General features: G+C 54.8%; 15 protein-coding genes. 3 read left to right on the top strand and 12 right to left on the bottom strand.

Annotated elements, in window-relative coordinates:
• The 4 genes from fpr to F3J26_RS20755 form a co-directional block, all read right to left on the bottom strand.
• Positions 1-747 carry a ferredoxin--NADP(+) reductase gene (gene fpr / locus F3J26_RS20770; RefSeq protein WP_008457514.1) on the bottom strand — a complete coding sequence of 249 codons (747 nt, stop codon included), beginning with the start codon at positions 745-747 and terminating at the stop codon, positions 1-3.
• 99 nt (positions 748-846) lie between these two features.
• Positions 847-1857 (bottom strand): class II fructose-bisphosphatase, encoded by a 1011-nt coding sequence (glpX, locus tag F3J26_RS20765; protein WP_008457517.1) that lies wholly within the window; start codon positions 1855-1857, stop codon positions 847-849.
• A gap of 106 nt (positions 1858-1963) precedes the next feature.
• Positions 1964-3478, bottom strand: a complete 1515-nt coding sequence (glpK, locus tag F3J26_RS20760; protein ID WP_166995762.1) for a glycerol kinase GlpK — start codon at positions 3476-3478, stop codon at positions 1964-1966.
• A 21-nt stretch (positions 3479-3499) separates the two neighbouring features.
• A complete protein-coding gene (locus F3J26_RS20755; RefSeq protein WP_008457530.1) occupies positions 3500-4354 on the bottom strand; it encodes an MIP/aquaporin family protein in 855 nt (284 codons plus the stop codon).
• A gap of 435 nt (positions 4355-4789) precedes the next feature.
• Here F3J26_RS20755 and zapB point away from each other — a divergent pair, with 435 nt between their 5' ends.
• Positions 4790-5029 carry a septal ring assembly protein ZapB gene (zapB, locus tag F3J26_RS20750; protein WP_008457532.1) on the top strand — a complete coding sequence of 80 codons (240 nt, stop codon included), beginning with the start codon at positions 4790-4792 and terminating at the stop codon, positions 5027-5029.
• A gap of 61 nt (positions 5030-5090) precedes the next feature.
• Here zapB and rraA read toward each other — a convergent pair whose 3' ends face one another.
• The 7 genes from rraA to priA form a co-directional block, all read right to left on the bottom strand.
• Positions 5091-5576: a ribonuclease E activity regulator RraA gene (gene rraA, locus F3J26_RS20745; protein WP_008457535.1), complete on the bottom strand. Its 486-nt coding sequence runs from the start codon at positions 5574-5576 to the stop codon at positions 5091-5093.
• A 92-nt stretch (positions 5577-5668) separates the two neighbouring features.
• Positions 5669-6598 carry a 1,4-dihydroxy-2-naphthoate polyprenyltransferase gene (gene menA / locus F3J26_RS20740; protein ID WP_166995760.1) on the bottom strand — a complete coding sequence of 310 codons (930 nt, stop codon included), beginning with the start codon at positions 6596-6598 and terminating at the stop codon, positions 5669-5671.
• 77 nt (positions 6599-6675) lie between these two features.
• Positions 6676-8010, bottom strand: a complete 1335-nt coding sequence (gene hslU / locus F3J26_RS20735; RefSeq protein WP_008457542.1) for an ATP-dependent protease ATPase subunit HslU — start codon at positions 8008-8010, stop codon at positions 6676-6678.
• Between the two features lie 9 nt (positions 8011-8019).
• On the bottom strand, positions 8020-8550 hold the full coding sequence (gene hslV / locus F3J26_RS20730; RefSeq protein ID WP_008457544.1) for an ATP-dependent protease subunit HslV: 531 nt from the start codon (positions 8548-8550) through the stop codon (positions 8020-8022).
• 89 nt (positions 8551-8639) lie between these two features.
• Positions 8640-9683 (bottom strand): cell division protein FtsN, encoded by a 1044-nt coding sequence (ftsN, locus tag F3J26_RS20725; protein WP_166879279.1) that lies wholly within the window; start codon positions 9681-9683, stop codon positions 8640-8642.
• 89 nt (positions 9684-9772) lie between these two features.
• Positions 9773-10807, bottom strand: a complete 1035-nt coding sequence (cytR, locus tag F3J26_RS20720; RefSeq protein WP_008457548.1) for a DNA-binding transcriptional regulator CytR — start codon at positions 10805-10807, stop codon at positions 9773-9775.
• Between the two features lie 161 nt (positions 10808-10968).
• Positions 10969-13167: a primosomal protein N' gene (priA, locus tag F3J26_RS20715; protein ID WP_166995758.1), complete on the bottom strand. Its 2199-nt coding sequence runs from the start codon at positions 13165-13167 to the stop codon at positions 10969-10971.
• Between the two features lie 205 nt (positions 13168-13372).
• On the opposite strand from priA, the gene rpmE reads away from it, so the two are divergent.
• A complete protein-coding gene (gene rpmE / locus F3J26_RS20710; protein ID WP_008457552.1) occupies positions 13373-13588 on the top strand; it encodes a 50S ribosomal protein L31 in 216 nt (71 codons plus the stop codon).
• A gap of 105 nt (positions 13589-13693) precedes the next feature.
• On the opposite strand, the gene metJ is transcribed toward rpmE, so the two are convergent.
• Entirely contained in the window at positions 13694-14011 is a 318-nt protein-coding gene (gene metJ, locus F3J26_RS20705) for a met regulon transcriptional regulator MetJ (protein WP_008457553.1), read from the bottom strand.
• A 276-nt stretch (positions 14012-14287) separates the two neighbouring features.
• Between metJ and metB the strand changes: the two genes are divergently transcribed.
• Complete coding sequence (gene metB / locus F3J26_RS20700) at positions 14288-15448, top strand: cystathionine gamma-synthase (protein WP_039289182.1); 1161 nt, start codon at positions 14288-14290, stop codon at positions 15446-15448.
• Positions 15449-15450 lie beyond the last annotated feature (2 nt).

Below are 15450 nucleotides of genomic sequence, written 5' to 3'. Positions count from 1 at the left end.
TTACCAGTAATGCTCGGCGGTCATGTGGCCAGGCCTGCGGCGCAGATGTTTGGCCATCTGCCGGGTATCTTTCAAGAGCTGTTGCGTGTCACGCACCATTTGCGGATTACCGCATAGCATCACATGGCTGGTTTCAATATCCATCGGTAAACCAACGGCGGCCTCCAGCTCACCGCTTTCTATCAGCGCCGGAACACGCCCGGTGAGCGAACCTGCGACCGTTTCGCGGCTGACCACGGTTTGAATACGCAGTTTGCCCTGGTAGCGTTCTTGTAGTTCAAGCATCAGCGGCAGATAGCTTAAATCGTTGGCATAGCGGACCGCATGGAGCAGCACGATATTCTCAAAACGTTCAAGGTCTTTGCCTTCCTGCAGGATTGAAAGATAAGGCCCCAGCGCGGTGCCGGTCGCCAGCATCCAGAGTGTTTTGCACTCAGGAATTTCTTCCAGAACAAAGAACCCGGCGGCTTCGCTTACCAGCTGCACTTCATCGCCAGGCTTGAGCGCATGCAGACGTGGGCTGAGTTTCCCTTCGGGAACGGTGACCAGATAGAACTCGAGATCGGGATTACTGGGGGCATTCACGTAGGAGTAGGCACGCTGTACGCGTTCGCCGTCAATTTCCAGCCCAAGCTTGGTAAATTGCCCGGCGGTAAACGCATGCACCGGCGCATGAACCGTCAGGCTGAAGAGAGAATCCGTCCAGTTTTGAACTCTGGTAACTTTACCTGTAACCCACTCCGCCATGTTGTACTCCCGTCGTTGCTTTTTACCTATCTTCACCAGAATGTGGCAGCATTTCCAGCCCAAACGAGCCGGAAAGCTCGAACCAACAAACGAGAAACGTTACAGAATATGCTTCTGTACCTCGGTATCTTTACGATCGAGATAATGAATAGACTGAATGCGGCGGATCGTACGGGATTTACCGCGAATCAGCAGCGTCTCCGTGGTGGCCATATTGCCTTTACGGGTGATCCCTTCCAGCAGATCGCCTTTGGTGATGCCGGTAGCGGAGAAAATAACGTTGTCGTTACGCGCCATTTCATCGAGCTTCAGCACGCGTTCAGCCTCAATGCCCATTGCTTTGCAGCGCGCCAGTTCCTGTTCGCCGATGCGGCGGTTTTCTTCACTGTCGCCTTTTACGTGGTGGCGAGCCAGCAGGCGGCCCTGCATGTCGCCGTCCAGCGCGCGGATTACTGCCGCTGAAACCACACCTTCCGGCGCACCGCCGATGCCGTAGAGGACATCCACTTCGCTGTCCGGCATGCAGGTCAAAATAGAAGCCGCTACGTCGCCATCCGGAATAGCGAACACGCGCACGCCAAGCTTTTGCATCTCTTTGATCGTTTCGTCGTGACGTGGCTTGGCCAGAATGGTTACGGTCAATTCGCTAAGCGGTTTTTCCAGCGCAGCGGCGATGCGGCGAAGATTGTCCTCGAGGCTGAGATTAAGGTCGATGACGCCTTTGGCTCCAGGCCCAACAATCAGTTTTTCCATATACATATCGGGCGCATTGAGGAACGTGCCTTTATCTCCCACCGCGAGCACAGCCAGAGCGTTGGCCTGGCCCATCGCCGTCATGCGCGTACCTTCGATGGGGTCAACGGCAATATCTACCGCGTCGCCTTTCCCGGTCCCGACTTTTTCACCAATGTAGAGCATCGGCGCTTCGTCAATTTCGCCTTCGCCAATGACGATCTCACCGTCGATATTGATTTGGTTAAGGACGATACGCATGGCGTTTACCGCTGCGCCGTCGGCGACATTTTTATCGCCGCGGCCAAGCCATTTGTAGCCAGCAAGGGCGGCGGCTTCGGTCACGCGGGAAAATTCGATGGCAAGTTCTCGTTTCATAGCAGACTCATTTAGCAAACAGAATTGCCGGGGAGTTTAGCACAGGCGAGAAAAGGGACGGGAAAGGCAGAGACTGAAAGGCCCCTTTTCAGGGGCCTTGTAGGGATTATTTCTCTTCGTGATCTTCCCAGGCAAGGGCGCGTTTAACCGCCTTCTGCCAGCCGGCGTAGCGGTAATTACGCTCGGTGGTTTCGATACCAGGGCGGAACTCTTTCTCGATGACGGATTTCTCCTGCAGCTCATCGAGGTTCTGCCAGAAGCCCACGGCCAGACCGGCCAGGTAAGCCGCACCCAACGCAGTGACTTCGCGAACTTCAGGACGCTCAACACGGGTACCCAGAATGTCGGACTGGAACTGCATCAGGAAGTTGTTGGCTACCGCACCGCCGTCCACGCGCAGCGCGTGCAGACGAATACCTGAGTCTGCCTGCATTGCTTCCAGCACGTCACGGGTCTGGTAGGCGATTGATTCCAGAGTGGCGCGAATGATGTGGTTAGAGTTCACGCCGCGGGTCAGGCCGAAAATAGCCCCACGTGCATACGGGTCCCAGTAAGGTGCGCCGAGGCCGGTGAACGCAGGCACAACGTAGACGCCGTTGGTATCCTTCACCTTGTTGGCGAAATACTCGGAGTCGAACGCATCGCCAATCAGCTTCATTTCGTCACGCAGCCACTGAATGGATGCCCCCGCCATGAATACGGCGCCTTCCAGCGAGTAGTTCACTTCACCTTTCGGGCCGCAGGCGATAGTCGTCAGCAGGCCATTGGTGGAGGCCACGGCTTTCTCACCGGTGTTCATCAGCATAAAGCAGCCGGTTCCGTAGGTGTTCTTCGCCATCCCTTCTTTCACGCACAGCTGGCCAAACAGCGCGGCCTGCTGGTCACCCGCGATCCCGGCAATAGGAATACGCGTGCCGCCCTTACCGCCGATGTTGGTCTGGCCATAGACTTCGGAAGACTTGCGCACTTCCGGCAGCATAGCGCGAGGAATGTCCAGCGCTTCCAGCATGCGGTCATCCCAGTCCAGCTCGTGGATGTTAAACAGCATGGTACGAGAAGCGTTGGTGTAGTCGGTGACGTGTACACGCCCCTGAGTCATCTTCCAGATGAGCCAGGTATCCACGGTACCGAACAGCAGTTCGCCACGGCGAGCACGCTCGCGGGAGCCTTCGACGTGGTCGAGGATCCATTTAACTTTAGTGCCGGAGAAGTACGGGTCCACCACGAGGCCGGTGTTGTGACGCACGTATTCTTCCATGCCGTTGCGCTTCAACTCTTCACAGATATCAGCGGTACGGCGGCACTGCCAGACGATAGCGTTGTAAATTGGCTTACCGGTTTCGCGCTCCCAAACTACTGTGGTTTCACGCTGGTTGGTGATGCCGATGGCCGCGATTTCGTCGGAGTTGATGTCGGCTTTCGCCAGCACTTCTACCAGCGTGGAGCTTTGGGTGGCCCAGATTTCCATGGGGTCATGCTCTACCCAGCCTGGCTTAGGATAGATTTGCTCAAATTCACGCTGTGCAACGCTAATGATGTTGGCGTCATGATCCAGGACGACGGCACGCGAGCTGGTTGTTCCCTGGTCGAGAGCGACGATGTACTTTTTTTCTGTAGTCATAATCAAGTCCTGAAGTCAGTATTACAGTGCTTTTTGCTGAGAGGTCACCTTGCTGTCCGGCTTGTCTTCTTCGACAACGCAGACGTCGCATGGCAGGTGGCGACCAATCAATTTACGGTAGCCGAATGCGCCGAGGGAAGCGCCGAGAATAGGCGCAAACAGCGGCACCAGGAAGTAAGGAATATCTTTCCCACCGGTGAAGGCGACGTCGCCCCAGCCAGCCAGCCACGCAAAGGTCTTCGGCCCAAGGTCACGCGCTGGGTTCATCGCAAACCCGGTCAGTGGTCCCATGGACGCGCCGATCACCGCAATCAGCAGGCCAATCAGCAGCGGAGCCAGTGGGCCACGCGGCACGCCGTTGCCATCGTCGGTCAGCGCCAGAATGACGCCCATCAGAATGGCAGTGATCACCATTTCTACGGCGAATGCCTGGACGAAGTTAATGTGTGGGTTCGGATAGGTGGAGAAGATGCCCGCCAAATCCAGGCTTTCTACGCTGCCGCGCACCATATGGTGCGTTTGTTCGTAGTCGAGGAACAGATTGTAATATAAGCCATAAACCAACGCGGCGGCGCAGAATGCGCCAAGGAACTGTGAAATAATAAACGGCACGACTTTGCGTCCGTCAAAACAAGCGAACAGCCAGAGTGCGATCGTTACTGCCGGGTTAAGATGTGCGCCGGAAACCCCTGCGGTCATATAGATGGCCATTGCCACCCCTAAGCCCCAGATGATGCTGATCTCCCACTGCCCGAACGTGGCACCGGCCACTTTCAATGCAGCAACACATCCCACACCGAAGAAGATCAACAACGCGGTACCCATGAATTCGGCGATGCACTGGCCTTTTAAGGTTGTTGTAGCGGTCTGACTCATAGTGGGGTCCTGAAGGCAAATTGATGATTATTGTTGTCGAGCATCCTTGTCACCTTTATGCCATGTAGGCATGGTGTTAATTTATCGTTAACGAGCACAAACGAGAAATATCGAACTTAAAATGTGCGTGGTGCGTCAAGAAAATGAGCGTTTTCGCGCTAAAAAATGAGCGGTGCCTCATGGGAAAGAAGGGGGAATTACGCGTTTTGTTAACGTGTTTTTTAACAATTCGAATCGACCGTGAACCCTGGCTTTCAGCATAGGCTGAAAAACGTCATGTTACGCAAAGAGCGCGGTAAGCCGCTGGACACGGGCATCCGGGCTACTTACAATCGAGTTACGCTACGTGTTGTGCATACGTTCATAAAGGCGTCGCCGTAGAATCGGGACGAGGATAGCCATCCATCAACGCCTTGCCATTCAGGAGAGTTCGAAATGTCATTTGAAGTGTTTGAGAAACTGGAAGCAAAAGTTCAGCAGGCGGTTGACACGATTACGTTGTTACAGATGGAAATCGAAGAGCTGAAAGAGAAAAATAACGGTCTGGCTCAGGAAGTTCAGCAGGCGCAAAGCAACCATGAAGAGCTGGTGCGTGAAAACAGCAGCCTGAAAGAACAACAGCATGTCTGGCAGGAGCGTTTACACGCGCTGCTGGGCAAAATGGAAGAAGTGTAATTCCTGCTTCCGACAAAAAAACGGGCGCCTGAGGCGCCCGTTTTGCTATTCATCGACCGGATTACTCAATATCCAGCGGATCTTCGGAGAGAATGATGCCGGTGTTATCGGCATACAGATGGTCGCCTGAGAAGAAGGTCACGCCACCAAAATTGACGCGCACATCGCTTTCGCCGATGCCTTCTCCCGCGGAGCCAGCCGGGATGGCGGCAATCGCCTGGATGCCAATGTCCAGCTCTTCCAGGTCATCCACCTGGCGCACCGCGCCGTAAACCACAATGCCTTCCCACTCGTTTTGCAGCGCAAGACGAGCCAGTTCCGCATCAATCAGCGCGCGGCGTACTGAACCACCGCCGTCTACCAGCAGGACTCGCCCACGGCCATTCTCTTCGAGCAGATCGTACAGCAACCCGTTGTCCTCGAAACATTTCACCGTGATGATTTGCCCACCAAATGACGAGCGGCCACCAAAGTTGGAGAACAACGGCTCAACGACGTTGACCTCTTCCTGGTAGATGTCACAAAGCTCAGAAGTATCGTATTTCATAGGATTAAGGTTCATTTGCTGCAGGAGTTGTCAGTATATCGCGTTCTGTTAACTGTTGGCAAAATCATCAATTGTTAATTGATATTTGTCAGTCATAACACAACGGTACTGAGGACGACGCCCAGTGCAAACAGCAGATTCGTCAGCAACGCGGCTTTGACGGTGCGTTCCAGCATCGGACGCATCGCCACGGGATCTTGCTCCCGCATGACGTAGGTAACCTGCTTGAGCAGCAGCGGCGCGGCCAGAACAAATAACCATCCCCACAGGCTCTTGAGCCAGATAAGGTTAAACAGGGCGAGACAGGCCAAAGCCCCGATGAGCAGAGCGGCATGATAGCGGCGTGCAACAATGGGCCCAAGACGTACAGCAAGGGTATTTTTACCGTTCTCACGATCGCTATCGATATCACGCAGGTTATTGATATTCAGCACTGCGGTGGCGAGTAACCCACAGGCCGTGGCCGGCAGAATCACCAGCGCCGCCAGCGAATTAGCCTGCAGATACCAGGTACCCGCCACGCTAATCCAGCCAAAGAACACCAGCACTGAGATATCTCCCAGCCCCATGTAGCCATAAGGACGGGTGCCGACGGTGTAGGTAATGGCGGCGACGATAGACAGCAGCCCAAGTAGCAAGAAGCCCATGAAATCCGAGAAGGTATGGCAGGCAAGGGCGACCAGCGACAGACCCGACAAACAAATGAGGATGACGGTGATGACCAGCGCACGTTTCATCTGCGCCTGAGTAATCATTCCTTTTTGCATCCCGCGTAGTGGCCCGAGACGGTCTTCTTTGTCGCTGCCTTTGACCGCGTCGCCATAGTCATTGGCGAGGTTAGACAGGATCTGCAAAAGTCCGGCGGTCAGCAGCGCCAGCAGCGCCACAGCCGGGTCAAAGACACCTTGCCAGTAAGTCAGGGCCGAACCGCAGACGATTGAAGCAAACGCCAGAGGTAGCGTGCGTGGGCGAAGGCTTTCCAGCCAGGCCTGGGTGACACTTGTAGGTTGCGAATCGCTCATTATTTGGTTGCCAGTTTAGATAAAAAAATGGAGGGCATAAGCCCTCCATTTCAAATGAAGAAAATGCGTTAGCCGGATTATAGGATAAAACGGCTCAGGTCTTCATCTGCAACCAGCTCATCCAGATGTTTACCGACGTATTCGGCATCGATCAGGATGGACTGACCATCTAACTCGCTGGCGTCATAGGAGATATCTTCCATCAGACGTTCAAGCACGGTGTGAAGGCGACGCGCCCCGATGTTTTCGGTAGATTCGTTTACCTGCCAGGCTGCCTGAGCAATACGACGAATACCGTCCTCGGTAAAGTCGATGTTCACGCCTTCGGTTGCCATCAGCGCTTTGTACTGTACGGTCACGGAGGCGTTAGGTTCGGTCAGGATGCGCTCGAAATCATCTACGGTCAGCGCCTGCAGCTCAACGCGGATAGGCAAACGCCCCTGCAGCTCAGGAATCAGGTCTGACGGGCTAGCAACCTGGAACGCGCCGGAAGCGATAAACAGGATGTGGTCAGTTTTTACCATGCCGTGCTTGGTGGATACGGTGCAGCCTTCTACCAGCGGCAGCAGGTCACGCTGTACACCTTCGCGGGACACATCCGGGCCGGAGCTGTTGCCGCCGCGCTTACAAATTTTGTCAATTTCGTCGATAAATACGATCCCGTGCTGCTCAACTGCGTCGATGGCGTCCTGCTTCAGCTCTTCCGGGTTCACCAGCTTCGCCGCTTCTTCTTCCACCAGCAGCTTCATCGCATCTTTGATTTTCAGCTTGCGTGGCTTTTGCTTCTGGCCGCCCAGGTTCTGGAACATGGATTGCAGCTGGCTGGTCATCTCTTCCATGCCAGGAGGTGCCATGATTTCTACGCCCATCGGTGCAGCAGCGAGATCGATTTCGATCTCTTTATCATCCAGTTGGCCTTCGCGCAGTTTCTTGCGGAACGACTGGCGAGCAGCCGATGGCTCCTGCTGGGCTTCCGCCTGACCCCAGTTGTTCTTCGCCGGTGGGATCAGCACGTCGAGAATACGCTCTTCGGCCATTTCTTCAGCGCGGTAGCGGTTCTTCTCGATAGACTGCATGCGCACCATTTTGACTGCGGCATCGGTCAGATCGCGGATAATGGAGTCCACTTCTTTGCCCACATAGCCGACTTCGGTGAATTTGGTCGCTTCAACTTTGATGAACGGCGCGTTGGCCAGTTTTGCCAGGCGGCGGGCAATTTCGGTTTTACCCACGCCGGTTGGGCCGATCATCAGAATGTTTTTAGGGGTAACTTCATGGCGCAGCTCTTCATCAAGCTGCATACGGCGCCAGCGGTTACGTAAGGCGATAGCGACGGAGCGCTTAGCGTTGTCCTGGCCGATAATGTGTTTATTCAGCTCGCTAACAATTTCGCGTGGGGTCATTTCAGACATGGGAGATCCTTACGCTTTAGACGGTAATTCTTCGATGGTATGGAAGTGGTTGGTATAAACGCAGATATCACCTGCAATATCCAACGCTTTCACAGCGATATCGCGCGCGCCCATTTCGGTATTTTCCAGAAGGGCACGGGCTGCGGCCTGGGCGTATGGGCCGCCGGAGCCAATGGCAATCAGATCGTTTTCAGGCTGGATGACGTCCCCGTTACCGGTGATGATCAGCGACGCGCTTTCGTCGGCCACGGCCAGCAGCGCTTCAAGCTTGCGCAGCATGCGGTCGGTACGCCAGTCTTTCGCCAGCTCAACGGCGGCTTTCACCAGGTGACCCTGATGCATTTCCAGCTTGCGCTCAAACAGTTCGAACAGCGTGAAGGCATCCGCAGTACCGCCGGCAAAACCCGCGATCACTTTATCGTTGTACAGGCGACGTACTTTTTTGACGTTACCTTTCATGACGGTATTACCCAGCGTGGCCTGGCCATCGCCGGCAATAACCACATGGCCGTTACGACGTACACTTACTATTGTTGTCACGATCGGACCCCTTTTGCATCAGCTAAACAGGAGCCCTGCGCGGTGCGCAGGGCCTAATGCCATTATAAATGGGGGGCAATTTTGGGGTTTCAACCCCCGGCGGCAAGACGAATACAGCTGGTATGCCCAGCCATCTTCAGCCGATTGATGGTGCCATCGGCATTGTCTTTACCTTTGATTGGCCCAATAACGACGCGGTTCCAGCCGTTGTTGGTGGTAATGCGGGAGTCAAAGCCTTCAAACGCCAACTGAGCACGAACGGTTTCCGCCTGCTCGCTGCCTTTAAATGAACCACACTGCACCATCCAGCGTTTTTCATCTTTTTTCTCCTGAGCAGCAGGAGCCTGCTTAGCCACTTCTGGCTCACGCGTAATTGGTGCAGGCTGAGCTTCACGCTGAACCGGTTTGGTTTGCTGTGGCGCTTTTTGCTGGCTGTGCGGTGGCGTTTGCAGCAGATCCTGATACGGCTGCTGATTATTTGCCGTAGAGGTTTTCGGCTGTTGCTGCGGCACAGTTTTTGGCTGTTGATAAGGCTGCGTGGTTTGTTGCGTGTTACGCGGCTGCTGGTATGGCTGTTCCGCTACACGCTGCTGAACGCGAGGCTGCTGCGTCTGCGTGTTCCACTGCTGCTGTTGCACAGGCTGAGTTTGCTGCACAATCTGTTTCTGGCGCTGCAGCGTTTGCTGGCGCTGGGCAGGGGTTTGCTCATTCCACGGGACTTCATTCAGCTGCGTAGGCTGCTGGCGCATATCCGCCTGCATTTGCTCCAGCAACTGGCGCTGTTCGTTGGTTAGCTGGCTTTGATTCATGACTTCGCCGCCGGCTGTCGGTTCGGTAGGCGCACGTACGCCAGGCTGGCGGTTTTCCAGCTCTTTAATGTAACGCCAGCGCTCTTCCGGTTTTGGCGGCAGGCCATTGCCGGTCACTTTGTGGCCAGGGAGCGCGTCAATCTCTTCTTTCTTATGGTGAGTAATAAAGTAAAGAGCGCCGACAAAGGCCACCACGACTGCGGCCGCAATGGCAACCATCGTTGGAGAGACGGAGGGCAGACTACGTTGCTTTTTGCGGGGTGTACTTTTTTTGCGCCGCGTCCCTGCCGATTGCCCGCGGCTTACATAATCTCGTTGTGCCACTATCGTTTCGCTGTCTTTATTCGTTTATCAGTCCGCCATGTTACTTAAGGGGCGGGGCTTTGACCAGTTTATGCAGTCTTAAAAACGGCTCAATTTCTGCTGCCGGGCGCGGCAGTGCTGCCTCGCTCAATAAGATCGCAGTCCAGCAGGCGTGAGCCGCTGTTAACGTTTTGGCCGTTCATGTTGTCCAGCAATAGCAGCATAGCTTCCTTACCAATATCGAAACGGGGTTGTGCGACGGTGGTGAGGGGCGGGTCACAGAACTGCGACAGGGCAATATCGTCGAAGCCCATAATCGATAAATCTTCCGGGACTTTAAGCCCGCTGCGCTTTGCCTGAGAAAGCGCCCCTAGCGCCATCACGTCGCTATGGCAGAAAATGGCGGTTGGGGGTTCGGGCAGGGCAATAAGCTGTGCCAGCGCTGCGGCGCCTGCTTCATAGGTAAAATCACCGCGCGCAATATAGTGAGGATCGACGACGATGCCGTTGCGGCGAAGCGCCTGAACGTATCCCTGTAAGCGATAATGGCAAAGCGGCATTTCTTCAGGCCCGGCAATACAGGCAATGCGCTGATGCCCGAGCTCTTGCAGATAGTAAACGGCGTTAAAGGCGGCGGTCAGATTGTCGATATGCACCGTGGGCAGTTCCAGCTCAGGGGCAAACTCATTGGCCATGACCATCGGCGGCAGATTGCGTTGCTCTTCTTTGCTGGCGTCAAACGGCAGGCGTGAGCCCAGCAGCAGCATGCCATCAATTTGTTTTGTGATTATCAGGTCGATGAAGGTTTTTTCCTGCTGATTTTGGTGGGCGCAATCGCCAATCAGCACGAGATAGCCGTGTGAAGCTGCGGTAACTTCAATACCGCGAATGATTTCGCTGAAAAACGGATCGCAGATATCCGGCACGATGACCAGAATAGTGCGTGATTCGCTGCGTTTGATGTTACGCCCCAGAGAATGAGGCAAATACCCCACTTCAATCGCCGCCTGTTCCACGCGATTACGGGTACTTTGTGAAACTTTGTCCGGGTTCATTAAGGCGCGGGATACCGTTGCAGTAGACACTTTTGCCTGCACGGCGACATCTTTCATGGTGGCATTCACCACCGGTTTCTTCGGCTTCACTTCTTCTCCTCACATGCACGCCGCTATCGTCAACACTCCTGTGTGTCTGACAGTCATCACATTCTTAGCAGAAGTTGGCTGTAAGCGGTTACAAATTTTTCACAAGAAATGTGATGAGTATTAGATTTTTCGATCGGCTTCGCATAACCAGCCCGATTGTGCTACCCGTCGATAGGGTCAACATCCAGCATCCATTTCACTTTCCGGGCTTCGGGGAGTGTGTTGATCAGCGTGAGTGAATGGCTGACCAGTTTTTGCAGGCGCCCGCGCGATGGATGCTGCAACAAGATTTGCCAGCGAAAACGCCCGCCGCGTTTGGGCTGCAGCGAGGGAACTGGCCCCATGATCCAGAGCTGCTCATCGCGCAGCGGGCTGGCCTCCAGCAGATTACGCAATTGCTGCAAAAATAGCGGGGCCTGGTGGTTGTTCTGATCTTCGGCCCGAATCAATACATGGCTGGTGTACGGCGGCAAAAATACCGTTTGGCGCTCGCTCAATGCCTGGCTGGAAAACGCATCGTAGCCTTTGGTCAGCAGAGTTTGCAGCAAAGGGTGTTCAGGATGGTGCGTTTGCAGCAGGACTTCACCTTGCTTACCGGCTCGCCCCGCTCGACCAGAAACCTGGACGTAGAGCTGGGCAAAGCGTTCGGCGGCACGGAAATCTGCGGAGAAAAGCGCGCCGTCTACGTCGAGTAAGGCGACCAGCGTGACATCAGGGAAGTGGTGCCCTTTAGCCAGCATTTGTGTGCCGATAAGAATTCTCGCGCCACCCCGGTGCACTTCGGCCAGCTGCTGTTCCAGTGCGCCTTTGCGGCTGGTGGTATCGCGGTCGATGCGGGAAATCGGTACGTTCGGGAACAGCGGTTCAAGGCTGTGTTCAAGCTGTTCGGTCCCCATTCCCACCGGAACCAGATGCGTGGAGCCGCACTGCGGGCACTGCTGCGGGATCGCGCGCTGGCTGTCGCAATGGTGGCAACGCAGATGGCGCTGGCCCTGGTGCAGCGTGTAGTAATGATCGCACCGTGCGCATTCCGCAATCCAGCCGCATTCGTGGCAGAGCAGGGCAGGTGCGAAGCCGCGGCGGTTAAGGAAAAGGATCACCTGGTTATCTGCGGCAAGATGCTCGCCTATCTTTTTGAGCAGTGCAGGGGCTAAGCCGGCTTTGAGCTGCTGCCCTTTCAGGTCGATAACCTGCTGGTGAGCCGGGCGTGCGTTTCCGGCACGTTTAGTCAGGCGTAGCTGGCGATATTTTCCCACCTGAACATTGTGCAGAGTTTCTAATGCTGGCGTTGCCGAGCCGAGAATGATCGGAATGTTTTCGGCATGCGCCCGGTAAACGGCTAAATCGCGAGCGTGATAGCGCCAGCCTTCTTGCTGTTTATAGGAGCTGTCATGTTCCTCATCGATGACGATGACGCCGAGACGGCAGAACGGCGTGAACAGAGAAGAACGAGTACCAATGACGATGGCCGCCTCACCGCTGCGTGCTTTTAGCCACACGCTGAGCCTTTCACTGTCATTCAGCCCGGAGTGCAGGACTTCAACCGGCGCGTTAAAACGCTCCCGGAAGCGGGCGATAGTTTGCGGAGTCAGGCCAATTTCGGGCACCAGCACTAAAGCCTGCTTGCCCTGCGCCAGCACATTTTCAAGCACACTGAGGTAAACCTCAGTTTTGCCGGAGCCGGTGATGCCGGCGAGCAGCCAGGCGGAGAAATGGTCAGATTCGCTGTGGATAGCCCCCACGGCGGTGGCCTGTTCCGTATTCAGTCTCAGCCGCTCACCGGCAACGGCATAGCTTGCCCGCCAGTCTTCTTCCGCAGGCGCCGCGCTTTTTAAATCACACAGGCCTTTTGTTCTCAGCGCCTGTAACCCCGGCTCACTGATTTCCAGCTCGCCGATTTGATGCCGCCAGACGATATTGTGCCGCAGCGCCGCCAGTGCCTGCTGCTGTTTAGGCGCGCGTTTGAGACTGTTCAGATCAACGGCTTTTCCTTCTTCCGTAGCAAACCAGTACCAGAGCGGAGCATGGTGCGCAGGTTTCCCCTGGCGAAGAAGAATTGGCAGAGCGTGAAAGAGCACTTCGCCAATTGGGTGATGATAATACTCCGCAGCCCACAGCAGCACACGCCAGAGTGACGGCGTGAACAGTGAGCGCCCATCGAGAACTTCGCCAACGGGCTTGAGTTTTTCCAGCGGCAGATCGCTCGACTGGCTGACCGACATGACGATACCGACAGCTTCGCGTTGCTTGCCAAACGGCACCTGTACGCGGCAGCCTGCGCTAACCTGCACGCCTTCTGGCAGCAGATAGTCGAAGGTACGGGCCAGCGGAACCGGCAGTGCAACGTGGGCTACGGGCATGAAAGCATCCAGGCTGAAAAAATGACGTATTAGTGTACACTGTGCGCTTGCAAAATTGCGGATCAGTTTGCACCGGGTGAGCAATTTCTGTATGATTCGCCGCCTTTGATGCGCAGTTTTGGTATCAAAAAACCTAATTTATTAACATCGCGTGGTGTCTGGCGTTAGGGCTGGAAGAGCGACGCGGCCTTTACCGAGGTTTACCATGAAAAAAGATATCCATCCTAAATACGAAGAAATTACTGCAAACTGCTCTTGCGGTAATGTTATCAAGATCCGCTCCACCGTAGGTCACGATCTGAACCTGGACGTATGTGGTCAGTGCCACCCGTTCTACACTGGTAAACAGCGTGATGTTGCTACCGGCGGCCGTGTTGATCGCTTCAACAAGCGCTTCAGCGTACCAGGCGCGAAGAAATAAGTTTCGCACCCTGGAAAGAGAAAGGCGCCTGAAGGCGCCTTTTTTGTGTCTGTTATCCGGTAACGCAATAAGAAAAGGCGCCCGCAGACGCCTTAACATCAGATCTTAATATTCCCACGTATCCGGATCGATCCCCAGTTCACGCATAATGACCTTCGCATCTTCCGGGATTTCATCGCTGCGCTCTTTACGCAGGTCAGCATCGTTCGGCAGCGGCTGGCCGGTGAAGGCGTGCAAAAAAGCTTCACACAGCAATTCACTGTTGGTCGCATGACGCAGGTTATTCACCTGGCGACGCGTGCGCTCGTCGGTGAGGATCTTCAACACTTTCAGAGGAATGGAAACCGTAATTTTCTTTACTTGTTCACTCTTCTTACCGTGCTCAGCGTAGGGGCTGATATATTCGCCGCTCCATTCAGCCATGAGATACCTTAATCCTCTTAATCTATGAAAACGTGCCAAAGCCGGGTAAATCCGCGGCGTTGACGATTATCTCTTTTAGTGTACAGCACAGGATAACCCTTTCCTGAGCGCGAAACTCAGACATATACACTCTAAAACGCATAATTTTAACGGCTATTTGCCTTTTGCTCAATCTATACGCAAAGAGGTTTAGATGTCCAGATGTATTGACGTCTATACTGCGGTTGTTTACTCTGAGGCCTGACTTTTATTCGACCAGCAAGGATCGGGCACACCATGACGCGTAAACAGGCAACCATCGCAGTTCGTAGCGGTTTGAATGATGACGAGCAATACGGCTGCGTCGTTCCACCTATTCACCTGTCCAGCACCTATAACTTTACCGGCTTTAATGAACCGCGTGCCCATGATTATTCACGCCGGGGTAACCCAACGCGCGACGTAGTACAGCGGGCATTAGCGGAGCTGGAAGGCGGGGCTGGGGCAGTAATGACCAATACCGGCATGTCGGCCATTCATCTGGTCACCACCGTATTCCTGAAACCCGGCGACCTGCTGGTGGCGCCTCACGACTGCTATGGTGGCAGCTACCGCCTGTTCGATAGTCTGGCAAAACGTGGGGCTTACCGCGTTTTATTCGTCGATCAGAATGATGAAGAGGCTTTAAACTCTGCGCTGGCGGAAAAACCAAAGCTGGTACTGGTAGAAAGTCCAAGTAATCCATTGTTGCGCGTCGTGGATATTGCGAAAATCTGTGCCGCAGCGCGTGAAGCGGGTGCGATTAGCGTGGTGGATAACACCTTCCTGAGCCCGGCACTGCAAAACCCGCTGGCGCTGGGGGCCGATCTGGTTCTGCACTCTTGCACCAAGTACCTCAACGGCCATTCGGATGTGGTTGCGGGCGTTGTTATTGCAAAAGATCCTGCCACGGTCACCGAACTGGCATGGTGGGCGAATAACATTGGCGTCACCGGCAGCGCATTTGACAGCTACCTGCTGTTGCGTGGCCTGCGCACTCTGTCGCCACGTATGGAAGTGGCTCAACGTAATGCTCAGGCCATTGTTGAGTTTCTCAAGCAGCAACCGTTGGTGAAAAAGCTGTATCATCCTTCACTGCCGGAAAACCAGGGCCACGAGATTGCGGCCCGTCAGCAAAAAGGGTTTGGCGCGATGCTAAGCTTTGAGCTCGACGGTGACGAGCAAACGCTGCGTCGTTTCCTGGGGGCGCTGTCGCTGTTTACCCTGGCGGAATCGCTGGGGGGCGTTGAAAGCTTGATTTCTCACGCCGCAACCATGACACATGCGGGCATGGCGCCGGAGGCACGAGCTGCCGCCGGCATTTCTGAAACGCTGCTGCGCGTTTCAACAGGTATAGAAGATAGTGAAGATTTAATTGCCGATCTGGAAAATGCCTTCCGGGTCGCTGCCGAGGGGTAAGC

Source organism: Enterobacter sp. Ap-867 (assembly GCF_011752855.1).
In the GTDB taxonomy this organism is placed as follows: Bacteria; Pseudomonadota; Gammaproteobacteria; order Enterobacterales; family Enterobacteriaceae; genus Cedecea.
Note: the sequence above shows the minus strand (reverse complement) of the source record. Positions and strands in the feature narration are given on the sequence as shown.